The 17,166-nt window shown below is 46.0% G+C and carries 7 protein-coding genes; all 7 read right to left on the bottom strand.

Annotated elements, in window-relative coordinates; all coding sequences use genetic code 11:
- Positions 1-7: 7 nt before the first annotated feature.
- The gene (locus Cop2CBH44_RS00180; protein WP_246469147.1) at positions 8-2,320 is read right to left on the bottom strand and encodes a beta-N-acetylhexosaminidase; all 2,313 of its coding nucleotides are present in this window, start codon (positions 2,318-2,320) and stop codon (positions 8-10) included.
- A 13-nt stretch (positions 2,321-2,333) separates the two neighbouring features.
- Positions 2,334-3,911, bottom strand: coding sequence for a sulfatase family protein (locus Cop2CBH44_RS00175; protein ID WP_200755265.1), 1,578 nt, complete (start codon positions 3,909-3,911; stop codon positions 2,334-2,336).
- 231 nt (positions 3,912-4,142) lie between these two features.
- A complete protein-coding gene (locus tag Cop2CBH44_RS00170; protein ID WP_200755264.1) occupies positions 4,143-5,975 on the bottom strand; it encodes a RagB/SusD family nutrient uptake outer membrane protein in 1,833 nt (610 codons plus the stop codon).
- A gap of 12 nt (positions 5,976-5,987) precedes the next feature.
- Positions 5,988-9,200, bottom strand: a complete 3,213-nt coding sequence (locus tag Cop2CBH44_RS00165; protein ID WP_055100089.1) for a SusC/RagA family TonB-linked outer membrane protein — start codon at positions 9,198-9,200, stop codon at positions 5,988-5,990.
- An 18-nt stretch (positions 9,201-9,218) separates the two neighbouring features.
- The gene (locus tag Cop2CBH44_RS00160; RefSeq protein WP_200755263.1) at positions 9,219-11,780 is read right to left on the bottom strand and encodes a LamG-like jellyroll fold domain-containing protein; all 2,562 of its coding nucleotides are present in this window, start codon (positions 11,778-11,780) and stop codon (positions 9,219-9,221) included.
- An 89-nt stretch (positions 11,781-11,869) separates the two neighbouring features.
- The gene (locus Cop2CBH44_RS00155; RefSeq protein WP_021931583.1) at positions 11,870-12,856 is read right to left on the bottom strand and encodes a hypothetical protein; all 987 of its coding nucleotides are present in this window, start codon (positions 12,854-12,856) and stop codon (positions 11,870-11,872) included.
- 178 nt (positions 12,857-13,034) lie between these two features.
- The gene (locus Cop2CBH44_RS00150) at positions 13,035-16,991 is read right to left on the bottom strand and encodes a hybrid sensor histidine kinase/response regulator transcription factor (RefSeq protein WP_021931584.1); all 3,957 of its coding nucleotides are present in this window, start codon (positions 16,989-16,991) and stop codon (positions 13,035-13,037) included.
- Positions 16,992-17,166 lie beyond the last annotated feature (175 nt).

Genomic DNA, 17,166 nt, shown 5'->3' with positions numbered 1-17,166 from the left:
GCAAAAATCATTCGACCATCAACTCGTCAAAATACATCCATACTTTCTGCCCCTCTCGCACATCACCCGCAGGACAAACCCCGGGATTTTTCATCTCCAGCTTCAAATAACGGGTATTCACATCCAGACCTTCAAAAACAGCGTCCTCTACAGCAGTCCGGTTTCTAAAAATATCCTCCGGAGCATACACAATCTCCCCAGCCGGAACAAACTTTTTCCCATTATTCGAGACGGACAAACGAATGGAAACAGGCTTATGAACAGCCATCCCCGAATTGGTAATACATCCCAGCCTTACCTTGCTTACCGATGTCTTCTTGCCCAAATCCAGTACAAACGAAGCATCCTGGTCGTACCAACCGGCCCACTCAAAATCCGTATGGCGCAAGCTGCCCCGTATTCCGTTTGTCAGTACATAACCCTTCTCATTCGAGGTCAGCACCTTTTTCCCCGTAGCCTTATTCCACGACATATCCAGAGACAAAGTCTGTCCCATTTTCTCACTGCCTGCAAAAGTCGACGCCTTTATGCAAGTCGTACCCTCCACCGTCAGCGGAGCAGTATACAACAAGGACGATGCATCCGGTTCCGTCCCGTCGGTCGTATATCGTATCTCTACATCAGGACGGATGCAAGACAACTCCACCGACAACCGGTTCTTCATCGGAGTAACTGTATGGTCGATATTATACATCGACCGCGCACAAGTAATGCCCATCTCCTTGATATGAGGCAATACCCCATCTATCCTTTTCAAAAAATCCGGCCAGTCTTTTCGGTTCTTCTGTCCCCAAGCAATATCCGACAGAGCCAGCAAGCGGGGAAACAATTGATACTCCACATCCTCCGGTTTGCTGCAAAACTCCGTCCACATTGAAGCCTGCACACCCAGCAACAAATTCTCATAAGCCGGATTCCACTCCTTCTGTACCGGCTCATACATATACACATCCTTCAACGTATTATTTCCGAAATAAGTCAAAGGTTCGAACCATTGCGGTCCCTGATAACGAATCAGATACAGGATTCTCGCAGGAGTCATGACAAACCGGTGTCCCTGCTCGGCAGCTTTCAATGCAGCCTTGCCCAGCCCTTGCCAGCCATATATGATAGCTCCTTCAGGCAAAGTACTGTTCGTCAACTCATCCCAGCCCATTACTTCCTTGCCTTTGCTCTTTACATAACTACTCATACGAGTCATGAAATAACTCTGCAACTCCTCGATATGTTCGATATGCTCGGCTTTCATCCGGGCCTGGCATTTAGGACACTTCGCCCAATTCACTTTCGAAGCCTCATCGCCCCCCAGATGGATATACCTCGACGGAAACAACTCCGCCACCTCATCGATAACTCCCTCTAAAAAAGCAAACACGCTGTCGTTTCCGGCACAGTAGACTATCTCCGCATTTTTTCCGCCGCCACCCGGCAGCACCCCGATAAAACGGTCTACCACCGGACAAGCCAGCTCAGGATAAGCCGCCAGAGACGAATTGGTATGCGCCGGCATCTCTATCTCTGGGATAATCTCTATCTGACGCGAAGCCGCATAGCGGATTATTTCCTTCATATCCTCCTGAGTATAATATCCCCCTACCGGTACAGGCTCACCCCTCTCCGGATTCCTCCGGTTCGGAAAAGGCTCGTCACGTTTCACCCGCCACGCACCCACCTGAGTCAGTCTGGGATACCTCTTTATCTCCAGCCGCCAACCGTTGTCGTCCACCAGATGCAAATGTAACTTATTTATCTTCAAGAACGATGCTGCATCTATAATCCGCAGCAAATTTTGCTTCGGCATGAAAAAGCGGGACACGTCCACCATAAGTCCCCGATACCCGAAACGCGGGCGGTCACTTATCGTTACGGCCGGAACCCGGCAATCCATCGCCATATCCAGCCCGTCCCCCTCTACCGCAGGAGGCAATAACTGCCGAAGCGACTGCAAAGCGTAAAAAAATCCGGCATCGCTCGACGCCTCTATCCTTATCTTTTTCGTCGTCACTGCCAGATGATACGACTCGTCCGGCAACGACACATTCGTCACCATCCGCACATCAGCTCTGTCATCCCCAATTTTGACCCCGGGTACAAAACCGGCAGCCCTGAACAGCGACACAAAATCAGAAACCATCCGCAGTTGTGACTCGTTTTCGATACCGAAAGTCGTCTCCGGACCGAAGATGAAATACCCCTCACCGGCCGAGTACTCCGCAGGACACGGCACCACCGGCAGAAAATCCCCCTTCTCCGGGACTCCCGCATATATCGAAAAACAAAACAAAAAATTAAATGCAATCAGTATACACCTCATCTTCATAATACAAACTCGCTTATTCGTTAATTGGATACTCTTTCAAAATAGGGTCATCGTATTGCACTTGTAACCGCTTCAGTTCCCGCATCAAATCAGAAGTTATCTCCTCAGTCCCCTTCTGCCCGAAAATATTGTGCATTTCGTACTTGTCATTCTGCAAATCATACAACTCCCACTCATCTATATCATTATAAAAATGAATCAGTTTATAACGGTCGGTTCTCACGCCATAATGACGCTTCACCATATGCTCTGCCGGAAATTCGTAAAAATGATAATACATCGACTTTCTCCAGTCCGCCGGCTCCTCGCCCCTCAACAACGGAAGCAAAGAAACACCCTGTATATCCGACGGTACGGATACTCCAGCCAGTTCGAGAAAAGTCGGAGCATAATCGATGTTCTGTACCATTTGGGAAATATCCCCCCGCTTGTCAAAACCCTTTGGCAGACGCATTATCAAAGGCGTATGCATCGATTCCTCATACATAAACCGTTTGTCAAACCACCCGTGCTCACCCATATAAAACCCTTGGTCAGAAGTATACACCACAAGAGTATTGTCGAGCAAACCCTCCTTTTCCAGATAGTCGAGCACACGCCCCACATTATCGTCGAGCGACTTCACCGTCTTCGCATAATCGCGCATATACCGCTGATACTTCCAGCGGACCAGCTCCTCACCCTTCAAATTATCCTTATAAAACTTGTCTATGATAGGCGTGTAGAACCTGTCCCATGCAGCCTTTTGTGCCGAGTCCATACGTCCGTAAAACTGTTCGTACAGAGACTTCAGGCGGCTATTCTTATCCGCACGCAACATCTTCAAGTCATAAATCAAGTCCATGTCCTTCCCTATGCTCATTTCTTGGGCAGCGGCAGCCGGACGTCCCTCGTACGTATCGAAGAAATTGTCTGGATAAGCAAATTCCTTATCCTCATACAACGCCAGATGGCACGTATCCGCCATCCAGTTCCGGTGTATCGCCTTATGGTGGATAAAGAGGCAGAACGGTTTACTCTTGTCCCTCTTGTTCTGCAACCAGTCGAGACTCTCATCCGTGATGATATTGGTCACATACCCCTCTTTACGCACAGTGTCGTTTGTCTCCGTTATAAAATCAGGATTATAGTAGTCGCCCTGTCCCGGCAGAATCTCCCAGAAATCAAAACCCGTAGGCAATGTTTCGAGATGCCATTTTCCCACAATAGCCGTCTGGTAACCTGCCTTTTGCAACAATTTGGGCATCGTCTGCTGAGCCCCGTCAAACTTGCAAGTCGTATTATCGGTAAATCCGTTTTTATGACTGAATTTTCCCGTCAGCATGCAAGCCCGGCTGGGACCGCTGAGAGAATTAGTGACAAAACTGTTGGTAAATCTCACCCCCTCACGCGCTATACGGTCGAGATGGGGAGTCTCTATAAAACGCGAATCATAACAACTCATCATCTGGGCCGTATGGTCGTCGGTCATGATATATACGATATTCAGCAGTTTTTGCTCCTCCTTTTTCTTGCTCTGGCACGAAGTGGCAACCCCCAATACAGCAAAAGATGCTGCGGTGTAAAGTAAATTAGGATTTATCGATTTCATAAATAAGCATTATAATAGTGGGACTAATGTTTTCATGTACCGCAAATATAGAAAAGACGTCAAGACCGGCACATTCGATTGCGTCCAAATAATATTCAATATTGTCTAAAACTCTCCCCCGATACTCCGTGACAACAGGAAAATACCGGTTACAATAGATAAATATCTGAAATAACAAAATAATGAATGACAAGCTCCCTGAGTGTCATCCATTATTCTGCATACCGGAAATCAATATCCGTAATTTTGGTCTGCTGCCGACATACCGTCATTCGAACTCAACTCAGAATGAGGAATAGGCAAATGCAAATTCTTTTTCAAAAAGTTCTCATCAGTTACCTTTCCGCAGAACGTAGCATCTGCTCCGAAGTAACGGTCACGGAAACGCTGGTCGGGATTTTGTTTCTGTTTCTCTCCCTCACTATGCTCGTAAGTTATAGCATGGCGGTTCACGATTTCCAGGGCCATTTTCAAAGTCTTCGTTCCACCCCGGCGTATATCGATATACATTTCAGGCTCCGCAGCCAGCTCGAACAGCCGTTCATAGAATATCTTGTCGCGAAGCTCGTCTTTTGTCAGATTACCGGGAAAATCTGCCGGTTGCGCAGCAGCCGGAGTCACCGAAGTACGTGCACGGCTCAACACCTCATTTACAAGACCGATAGCCTTGCCCGTCTCGTTCAATTCATTATACACATCCGCCATCAAGAGCAAAAAGTCGGCATAACGGTACAGGATGATATTGTTATTGCTCTGCTGCGCCTGACAGTTAAAATCGATTTGCTTTTTCCACAAAGGCCATCCTGCATGGTCGCCTACCGACGTCGCAAACTGCCCCACCAAGTCTATCACCTTCTTTTCTCCGGTAGCCGTATTCAAAGTATAGAACTGCTCCTGCAAGGTAGTAAGCTCCTCTACCGTAGGATTGGTCGCATCCGCCACCTGGTCATAAGGGATATATGCGACAGCATCTGCTACACGGCTTGTCGACTTAGACTTATACGACTTATACGGATATGTATACACCGAGTCGCTGACCAAATGATAAGAACTACCCTTCTTCACATCATACCACCGCGTCAGGAAAGTAGCATCATAACGCGGGTCACCCGGATAAGTCCCCCTGAACAGGTCGTGAAACGCCTTGCTCGAACGTATACGCTGGTAAGCCGTACCCTGAGAAGCATTATCGGCAGCAAAAATCCAGTTCAAGCGATTCCATGAATAATCCGACGAAGTCGTAAAATTCAGTTGGAAGATAGACTCCGGAGAATCCTGCACATGATTCACAAAAAGGTCGGCATAGCGAGGCTGCAACGAATACTTGCCATAGACAATATCACACCAATACTTGGCATCATTCAGATAGTCACTCTTATGCTCTGCCAAGTCAGGATTACAAGACAATATCCAGTTCAGTTTGGCAAGATAAGCAGCCACACCCATCTTATCGATATAGCCGTCGGTATGAGTCCCGTCCTCCGGCAGATAATCATAAGCATACTTCCAGTCGGTAAAAATCTGTTCGACAACATCGGTAAACGGAGACTTCGGTTCAGAAATCCCGTCATGTGCCGACGGTTCCGTTCGCAAAGGAACGTCCCCCCACATCATGGCCAAATAATAATAACACAATCCGCGGATAAACGATGCCTGAGCCGTATAGTTCTCTTTCAACTCGGCACTCAACGACCCCTTATTCATATTTACGATAAAAGTATTACACTCCTGTATGGCCTTATATAATCCTCTCCAAGCCCACAGTACGGCATCACCCGCCGGAGTCGCATTCAACGACGCATAACGGTCAGGCTCGCCACCGTTCGTTTGTGACCAGGACAGTCCCGAACCGCCCACAGACATCTCATAAACGCCCTGCCCGAAACAATCTTGCGTAGTCAGATAACCATAGCAAGCATCCAGAGCCTGCTTGGCGGTCTCCTGCGAATCGAACACGACCGTATTGTCCACAGAATATTTGGGATCTTCATCGAGCCAATCCTCACACGAAGACAAGCCCACGCTCACAATCCCCAAAACAAATATATATTTTATCAATTTCATAACTATCCTATATTAAAATGAAACATTCAGACCGAATATAAACGAACGGGCATGGGGGAACGAACTCATATCTACTCCCGGGCGTAAGCCATCGAAAGCAAAAGAGTTTACCTCCGGGTCATAACCGCTGTAATCAGTGATAAGGAATGCATTCTTGACAGATGCAAAGACATTTATCGAATTGAATCCTATCTTTTTCAACGCCTTCTTCGGCAAATTATAAGAAAGAGTAATATCGGTGCAACGCAAGAAGCTCGCATCCTCTACATAACGGTCCAGAACCGCCGGAGTAGGCAACGTATAATTGACCCTCGGATAAATATTCGAACGGTTTTCTGCCGTCCATGCACCTTGCCAAGCCTCGGTTCTCAAATTACCACCGGTCCGGCTGGGTATAGCCTGGTAACGCAAATTCGTATTTATCATATCCTTGCCATACACACCGTTGAACTGTGCCGAAAGGCTCAAATCTCTCCATGTAAAACGAGTTTGGAAACCATACGTGAATTTAGGATTCGGATTACCGATAATTACCCGGTCATCGGTATTAATAATTCCATCCCCGTTCTGGTCGATAATCTTTATATCTCCCGCCTGAGGAGCACCACCCGTACTCAAATCCTGAGTTACTGTATACGAACCGCCATTGGCCGGCAAGTCCTCCTCCTGCACAATCCCGTCGGTCTGGTATCCAAGGAAAAGCCCCGGAGCATGTCCCACCCAGAACAGGTGAGCATTGCCGAAATGGTTGCCCAATGAGTTACCCTCATAAGCCAGAATATCCTCATAAACGCCGAAATTACCTCTCGATACACCCAAATCTTTAATCTTCGGATTATTCTTTCCGATATTGCCGCCGAATGTCCATACAAAATCTTTGGTTCGGATAATATCCGCATCCACACTGAACTCGACACCTCGGTTCAACAAGTTCCCCGAATTATAATAAACACTGGAGAATCCCGCAGAAGGCGGTAATATTCTGGAAATCAACAAATCTCTTGTTTCCTTGTTATAGAAGTCAAACGACCCTCTCAATCGGTTTTTCAAAACTCCGAAATCAAGACCCACATTCCACGACACCGTCGTTTCCCATGTAAGACCCTCGTTCTGCAACTTGTCGATAGCCATCGCCAGTACCTTGTCGCCCGTAGCATTGGCATAATCTATAATCTGGCTGTAATTGGAAAAACTGCTATACGGGTCTATCGCCGAGTTACCCGTCTGGCCATAACCCAGTCTCACCTTAAACTGGTCGAGCCAGTCCACATTATTCTTTATAAACTCTTCCTGTTCCATACGCCAAGCAAGCGAGAAAGATGGGAAGTAAGCCCAACGGTGACCCCTTGCAAAACGGCTCGACCCATCGGCCCGGAACGAAGCCGTAGCCAGATAACGCCCGTCGAGGAACGAAAGATTCACACGTCCCAGATAAGAAAGCAACTGGTAGTCTCGCTGTACAGGTTCCAGATAAGAAATCTTCTCGGCCATATGCAATCCGTCGATACCGAAACTCATATTGGAGAACTGGCGTCCCTGTGTCCGCTTGTTCAGATAATTATAATCATCATACGTAACAGCTGCCGTCACATCCAAATCGAGAATATGCTCAAAAGTCTGATGATAATTCAACATATTTTCCACCGTAACATTATACTGCTTCAAATCCGTTATACCCAAAGAACCCTTGTCGTTATTCCCCCGGAAAGTCTCGGTTCCGAACCAACGGGCACGATACTCGTCCCTCAAATTACCTCCCGCACGCAAACTGTAAGTAAGGCCCTTCCATATTTTCCACTTCAAATCCATCGATGCACGGAACGCATTCTCCGTGGTCTGGTCATCATAGTCGTTCAACCAGCTAAACACCGTAATTCTCTTTTCCATACCGTTTGTTCCGCTCAACGAAGGGTCATCGGCCGGATACTCAAACGGCTGCGAAGTGATGGCTGTCACCGAGACAGAACCCTGCGCACCACCATTGGCATTACTGCCCGACATCATATCATTCTTTTTCAATGAACCGCTCAACGACAAGTCTACCGATACCCTCTTCGACAAATCCATTGACAAGTTAGCACGCAAGTCCCCCTGCTGCAGACCGGTCTGCTTTACAATACCGTTGATATTCTTATATGACGCAGACACGAAATACCGCACCTTTTCGGCACCACCGTTCACCGAAACCGAATAGTTCTGCGAAAATGCCGTACGATAAATCTCCCGTTGCCAGTCCCTTTCCTGCAAAACCCGGTAACTTCCGGGGTCATTCTCGTCATACTTGCCCCCGGAGAAAATATAACGCACCTCGTTGCCCGATTTGAAGAACTGACGGTCGTCAGGACCCGACTGGGCATTCCGGTAATCAGCATAATCACTCAAATTCAACATATCATACAGACGGGTAGCATTCGCTATCGTAAAGTTGGCATTCGCATTGACACGAGGTTTGCCCGCCTTTCCTTTCTTTGTCGTAATCAAGATAACACCGTTGGCACCACGAGACCCGTAAATGGCCGTAGCAGAAGCATCTTTCAACACCTCTATGCTCTCTATATCAGAAGGATTCAAACTACTCAGCGGGTCGGCCGCAGTCTGATAGTCATCGTCACCGAAAGCAGAAGAAGCAAACTCTCCGGTAGATGCCTGAGGAATATTGTCTATCACATACAAAGGCTGGTTGTCTCCGCGCAACGAACTGGCACCACGAATGGTAATCGAAGTTGCAGCACCCGGAGTCGTATTGGTAGACCCGACCACCAAGCCGGCCACCTTACCCTGCAACAAATTATCGAGAGTCACACTCTTGGAAGCATCCATTTCATCCGGACGCAAAGAAGCGATAGCCCCCGTAACATCACTTTTCTTGACACTACCGTAACCGATAACGACTACTTCGTCGAGCAATTTGGAATCATCCTGCATTTTTACATTGATGACCGTCTTATTGCCTACCTCGATACTCTGTTTCTGATAACCTATATAAGAAAATACAAGAACCGATTTCTTATCCGGTACGCTAATCGTATAATTTCCGTCCAGGTCGGTCGCCGTAGCCTTCGACGTACCCTTTACCTGTATGGTAACCCCCATCAAAGGCTCTTTGTCGTCACTGACTTTCCCCTTTATGGTTATGCCCTGCGCATACACAACCTGTCCCCCGAACAGGGCCAGCAGTAAAAGCAACAAGGCCTTTCTGAAAATATTTTTTATCTCAATTTTCATTTAACTATATTTTAAGGTTTATTTTTTTATCCGAAATTTAAAAACATCTACCCCTTCGGTCGATTCCACACGGGCAATATACACCCCCGGAGAAAATGTGTTAGTCTGCATGGCATAATACCTCCCCGACACCTTCTCGTCACGCACGAGCATTCCCACAGACGACACCAAAGAGATACGCGACAAGTACGCATCCGAAATCGCGGTCACCACGATTTCTTCCGAACGTTCATTATAGATGAGGGCTGTCGTTTTTTTTTCATCTCTCTTCACAGACGGCAACGAAGTAGGCTCGCTGTCCGTTTTCGTAATAATCGTATCCACATTGGACGAAATCACCGAATTAGCCGCCCGTATCAAGCTCAATGGATTGGAAACCGCAACATCGTTCCCCATATCGAAATACATCACCGTACCGCTGTTTTGTTCCAGAATAAAATTCATTTTATCCTTCACACAATCCACACCGTTAAACGTATACGTAGAACCCGACATCGTAGCCTCATTCAAGTCCGTAGCCAAATCAGGATTGGCAGCCACAATATTCTTATACCCCGATACGACACTTCCCGTAGTCGCCGTTGTAGGATACGACATGCCTATCTTCTCCTTGGGAAATCCCCACTTGATGAAATTGTTGTATGACGAGACATAATTGTTATATGCAAAATAAGTCTTGCTGGGACCATATATCTGGAAAGTATAATAATCAGGCAGATTTATATACTCCGTCGGCAAGAAATATGCCACCGGATGAAGGGATACACTGAATACCTTATCCTCCGGAATAACCTTGCGCAAAGCCTCTACCATAGGACCATACCCCGTTTTCCATCTCTGGTCTCCGCTATAAAGCCACTCGAAGTCCACATCTATACCGTCGCAATAAGGCAGTAACTCAGCCACATCCGAAGCCAACCGTTCGCGCCAGGCTGCATCCGAAATATGAGAAGTCCACAATTTATTTCCGCTCTCATCCTTATCCGAAGAAATCAGGCCCAAACGTATCTTGTACCCCCTGTATCCATCATACATCTTACGTATTTGTGCCAGCATCTCTTTCCAGCTCCGGGTATTCTTGCCCGGATTATCCTTATCGTCAAACTGCCAGTACGACAACAGATAAATAGCTCCGTCCCCTCCGCCGGGAAAAGTAAGGTCGCCCGACGTGCCGGCAGCATCCTGTTTTATCTGGCTATCCGTACGGGAATTTCCCCAGACCATCACCTCATCGATATATCCTTTAAAATTCTCCCCGATAACGGCATTGGCCGAAGTATTCAAGAACGTAAAATCATCTTCAGTAGGAATCGTCGATATATTATTAGCATAAGCAGGAGTGGTACCGCCATTAGTATACAAGCGTATTCTGGCATTTGCCCGGCCGGTAGTCGAAACGATAGCTACCGCAATATGCTCCCATCCCGAAGCCTTTATCGCATTCTCAAAATTATAAGTATACCCGTTTATCTCTACCAGCAGCTCCTTCTTCGACTCGTCACCCAACTTTATGGCAAACTGATGCGAATCATCACTCTTGTTAAAAATCGCAGCTCCGTTTTTCCATTCTCCCACACATATCCAAGCCTCGATAGTAGCATACTTCAAAGCGGGCAATCCTCCTTTATCCTGCAACACCTCCTGCCCGACATTCATGCCGGCACCGTCACCCTGAAGAGAAAGAACTCCACTACGTCCTTCATATTCAGCCATATAAGAAGCATTACTCAACGTACCCTGATTATCCGGATAAGTCAACGATACAGCCCCGGTAGCTCCAGCTACTTGAGCATCGAGAATAATCAAATCATTAGTCATCAAGTGCATATCTCGGTCTATTTGCAGACGGTCGCAATGACGTACAAACGAAGAATAACCCGTAACCACACGATACTTGAAATAATCATTATCAGTAACCGCTTCCCGAGTTACATTTGTAGGTACGCCATGATAAGCCAGCTTGTAATCCACGATATCCTCGCACTGGTCCTGGTCAAATTTATAATAGAAAAGTAAATTCTCATATTTCGGATGAAACTTGTTCACCGTATTGCGGAACATCAGATTTTCCGGTTCGGCACCCGGCATTTCCGCATTCCAGAAACGGAACTCATCGATACGTCCCTTAAAATTCTCTCCGATAACAAACGATGATGCCGACACCGGTATAACAGCCCCTCCGGCATTGGCCTTCCACACCTTCGTCCCGTTGGTCCAGACATCGATACCATTGGCAAACGCCGAAATCGTAATCTGTGTCCAAGCATTCACCGGAAGGTCTGTAGCAACGACAATCTCCTGAGAAGCAATCTTATACACCAGTTGTCCCGATGTCCCCAGCTTCAAAGAAAATTCCTCACTGTCGGCCCCTCTTTTAAAAATATACGCATTCTCTGCCCATTCCGAAGGATTTACCAAAAACTGTACAGAATATAAACTCAAATTATCCAAATCCGGTATAACCCCGCAATCGACCTCACCGTCCCCATTGAAACGCAAAGCATAATTCGTACTTTGAGAAAACACCGAACTGACACAAAACAAACTGAAGAAAATAAGTAGGAGATTCCTTGTTTTCATATACATATTAATTTAAAGTATTCACGAAGAAAAAAGAAGATAGAAACCGGGAGCACACATCCCGGTCACTATCCGACAATTTATCTATCTCAAAGGATAACCTTTGATGTTTTATTAGCGTATTTTACAATATAAGCACCACGAGACATCGGTACCTCCATGAACGAATCGGTTACGCTGACTGTCTTTACCAAAGCACCGTTCAAAGAATAAATAGATACCACACTGTCTATATCCATATTATTCAGATAGATATACTGGTTATCCCACGTAACGAAACCTTTTGCATCATTTCCAATGGCATCGATACCCGAAGGAGTAGAGCCGTCAGGAGTATCCCAACCGTCGAACGTAATAGGATTGAATTCGGGACACTCTCCCGTAGGATTGGCTGTAAACTGTATCTTGGCTATATAGATGGCTCTGTTTGCAAGATGACCGCCCGGAATATTGAACCGTATGCGTAAAGGAATCCTGTCCGAACCCGTAATTCCGGCAATATCCAAGTCCGCATATATCGGCCACCACTTCGTATCCACAGCCGTATATGTCGTAGTCTCGGGCAGAGGTACATTAGTTACCGCACCACCGTAATTCCAGATAGAGATTTTATAATCCGCTGTCACAGGGTCTCCGATGACCTTCGATACAAAATGAAAACGTACCGGAGTATTTATCGGGAAATCGGTCTGAGTAAACATATGGATATTCGCATATCCGCCCAAAGCATCAGCCGCACTCAAGTCCGGTTGTTCCGTACTCCCGTTACCCTTTATCAGCAACATATTTCCATATTCCGAAGCGACGATATGGCAACCCTTGTTCAATATAGCCACACCCGTCTCATCCTTCACCTGTCCTCCGGTAAGCACAACAGTACCGTCCTCTTTCAAATTTTCAGCCGGATAAGGAGAAGTAGGATTAGCTCCCGTTGAAGAATAATGAACAAACTCATACGGACCCGCCGCTTTATCGGCAAATTTCAAATGACCGGGAGTGATATCCTCGTCCGCAGCATACGTAAATAAATGAGCAGAAAAAAACAAAGTCGAAAATAGTAATACTTTTGTTTTCATAATAAAAGAATTTAATTAATGAATTAGTTTTTTCGTGTACTGCAAATGTAAAAAGGGCACAAAAAAAACATGTTCGAATGCGTCTAAACGATGTTCGGAATTGTCTAATTTTGATTACAAACAATATAACTAACTGATTATCTATTAATTAAAAAAAACTCCTGAATAAACTTCTCCTCTACGCTTGTACACCACTCCTGCACCGTTCTTTATACTCCGAAGGCGTCATCGAAGTAAACTGTTTAAAAGAAGTACTGAAATAACGCGAACTGGAAAATCCCGTACGTTCCGAAATCTCTGTCACCGACAAACCCGTATTTGCAAGCAACTGCATAGCCTGCTCTATCCTTATACGATTGATATAATCATTCACACCCAAGCCGGTCAACGCCTTTACCTTATTATATAGAGACGCCCGGCTCATTCCTATCTCCACAGTCAGGTATTTCACATCCAGCTCGGAATTATCCAGATTTTCCATCACCAGGCCATTCAATTTCATCAAGAACTGTTCATCAGCATTACTGAATGTCTGGTCCTTCGGAGCAATAGACACCGGTACGGCATTCCGGTAATAACTCTTTATCTGCTCCCGGTTCCGCAACAGATTACGTATGATAGTCAGAAGCATCTCATTATCAAAGGGCTTCGACAAATAAAAATCGGCCCCCAATTTATACCCCGCCGACAAACTCTCCGGATTATCCCGCGCCGTAAGCAAAATAACCGGAATATGACTGATTTGGATATCACTCTTCAACTCACGGCAAAACTCGAAACCATCCATACGCGGCATCATAATGTCACTTATCACCAAATCTGGCTGCCACTGGCGCACTACATCAAGACCATCCCGGCCATCTTCAGCAGTATACACCTGCTTGAAAATACTTCCGAAAGAATCCTTGATAAAAGAACGTATCTCCCGCTCATCATCGACTATCAAGATAGAATACTGGTGAAGAGGAAAATCCCTCTCCTCGACACACACCTCCATTTCAGTATCGAGATATTGAATATCATTCAGATACGTACCCGGATCACACACTACATCCATATCTCTCTCGGTCAAAGGCAACTCAAACCAGAAAGTAGCCCCCTTACCCTCATTATTATAAGCCCCTATCTTGCCCCCATGCAACTCGAGCAATGTTTTGGAATAAGACAACCCGATACCACTGCCGCTCATCTGATGCTCTCCCTGATAAAAACGCGTAAACAAATGCGTAAAATCGCTGTCACTCAATCCTATCCCCTCGTCCTTGACCGAAACACGCACACAACCGTCCCTCCTCTCCGTAGAGACAATCACCGTAGTACCCTCCTGGCTGAATTTGAGTGCATTCATCAAAAGATTAGACAACACAATTTCACACTTCCCCTTATCGAAAGAAACATTATCTACCCTCTCATCCGCGCGGAAAAAGAGCATTATCCCCTTCGTCCGGAACTCCTCGGCAAAATCACCCACAACAGACTCTATCCATGCATTCAACGGATGAGGAAGCAGATGCAAAGCCTCATACCCCACCTCCATACGGCGCATATCGAGCACCATGTTTATAATATTACGCATCTGGCGGGCCTGCTTGAATATCCGGGTCAACTGCAATTTCAACTCATTATCAGTAAACTTACCTCCCAAAAGCCTCTTCAATGGAGCATAAATCAACGTCAGAGGAGTACGCAACTCATGGCTGATATTAATCAGGAAACGCACCTTATCCTCATACACCTTACGCTCCCGCTCCTTCATCTCGAGTTGCAACCGGTCTTCCTTCTTCCTTATAATATAAGCCATTACCAGATAACATGCCAACGCAATCACCAGTACCAGGACGATAACAAACCACGGTTGCTCCCACCATGGCGGTACCACCTCCAAAGACAGAATACAGTTGGGACGGCTCCAACCTCCATCCTGAGTACTGCACGACGCCATTATCCGGTACTTTCCCACCGGCAAAGAATGCAATGTCAACGTATGGTCATACGACTCTATATCCGACCGGTCGAGCCCCTCGATACTGAACCGGAACATCTTCTTCCGGAACACATCCTTCTCCCTCACCATCGTCTTTACCACCAAAGAAGTATGATCCCAAGGAATACAGAGTCCCCGGTCCGAATCATTAATATCCTTCATTGCCGAGACACCGTCGAGAACAACATCCGTCAGTTCGACAGACAACGGTGACGGCTGCACATATTCCTTATACCTCTGCCCGTCAATACGTAAAAGCCCCGTCACTCCGCCCATATAAATATCCCCCGTCCGGGATACCAGTGTCGGTTTGAACAAATATTCATTAGGCGAAGCACCATCAGACTCACCATAAATAAAAAACTTATTCTCCGCTATCGAATAACGGAACAACATCCCCTCGGCACCTATCCATAACCCTTTGTCCGAATACACCATGGAAGTAATCTCCCTGAACATGTTCGTTTTCACACTTCTCAAAGCATGAGAATATACATTATAATATAATAAACCTTGGTTAGTTCCAATCCAAAAATTACCTTTTTCATCACAACACGCAGCATTTATATACGCTTTATACTCCAGCGAAAGAATGCAAAACGCATCATTTTTCTTATTATCGAGCTTGAGAATATAATTACGGCCGAAAAGATACGTCACATCCCTATCAGAATAAAAGCGCTGGACCGTACCATAATAACGAGACGAGTCCGCAACATGAGCCACAGAAAAAGAAGCCGCCCTCTTATCATACATATATATCTTATCAGCAAACAAATGTATCTTGTCAGTATCAAAATAATCCACATTGACCGAGATACCCGAATGGGCAATCTGCTCATTACGTCGCTCATTCAGTAAAATAAAAGGACGCAAACTCCCAGTCCGTTTATCGAACAGGAACAACCCCTTGGCAAAAAAATACACCAACAGCTCACGATCACTATAATACGTTATAGACGCCACCTTACTATCATAAGTACTCGGATAATGCGTAAACTTATTGCTCCTCGTATCCAGCCGGTTCAACCCGCCACCGTCCGTCCCTATCCACACAGAACCGTCCCTGTCCTCATAAAGACACAACACCGTCTTGTCGCTCATCCCGTAACTGCTCCCCGGAGGCACATCACGATAAGTCCTCATATACACCTCTTTGATACCGAACAGCCCGCCACGTATCGTTCCGGCCCACATATTATTATCCTTATCCCGATACAGACAAAACACAGAACTCACCGGAAACGAATACACATCACCCGGAACATACCGGATATTGGAAAACGAATTATCACCCCTGTTCAATATACTGATACCGCCACCATCCGTAGCCAGCCACAACTGACCGTCCCTCTCCTCTATATCGAGAATTACATTATGAGTCAAATCAGAATTCGACATATCATAATGCACTCGCTTCCTGCCGCCATCCCCATATCCGTCGAGACCCTTTCCATACGGAGAAATCCACAAATTATCCCGGCTGTCCACCTTCACAGCCATAATCTCCCTCTCCCTGCAAAACTCAGGCCTCGTTATCTCACCCGTACGGCAATCCAAAATCCACATGCCCTCCCACCGGGACGACAGTACCCAATAATGCTTACGCCAAGAAGACATATAATTAAAAAAAGCATAAGACCTCTCCTTCCACCGGATAGGAACCGTATCCATGACACACCGCGCATAATCCCAACGATATATCACACCCCGCCCTCCCAAAAGAAGAGCATCGTCCGTCAGCATGTAAGAATGAGCCTGCAAAGCTCTCTTGCCCCACCGAATCCGTTTGAAATCATCACTTTTCCTCTGATACACACATACCCCTTTAGACGTCGAAATCCAGATATTATTCTGGGCATCCTCTACAATAAAATGAATCAGATTATCAGGCAAAGAAGTAGCAGAATCTGGCACTGCCGAATAATTCTTGAACTCATGGCGATCAAAACGGCTCACCCCCCGACTCGTACCAATCCAAAAAAAGCCATTATGGTCGAGCATGATAGAACGCACAAAATTCTGAGGAAGCCCATCCTGTTGAGACAACTGCTTGAAATAAAAATTAGGAGACGCTTGAACGACGAAGGCCAAGCCGGACATAACGCCGACCCACAAAAACAACAAATATGTAAGCAAGTGTTTTCCCATACGAAAACAAAAATACGAAAATGTTTTCACTGACAAAAATAGATTTTTTTCCGAATATACAAGCCCAAACCCCAAATAAACATGATTAACCCCTCACGAAGTTTTTTTCTTTTCAAAATTACGTATCTTTGGATTGATTTTTTTAGAGCCTGTCCGAATTTTCCGATAAGGAAAT

It is taken from the genome of Coprobacter secundus subsp. similis (genome assembly GCF_015097275.1).
Lineage (GTDB): Bacteria > Bacteroidota > Bacteroidia > Bacteroidales > Coprobacteraceae > Coprobacter > Coprobacter secundus.
This window is presented reverse-complemented; position numbering and strand designations above follow the sequence as displayed.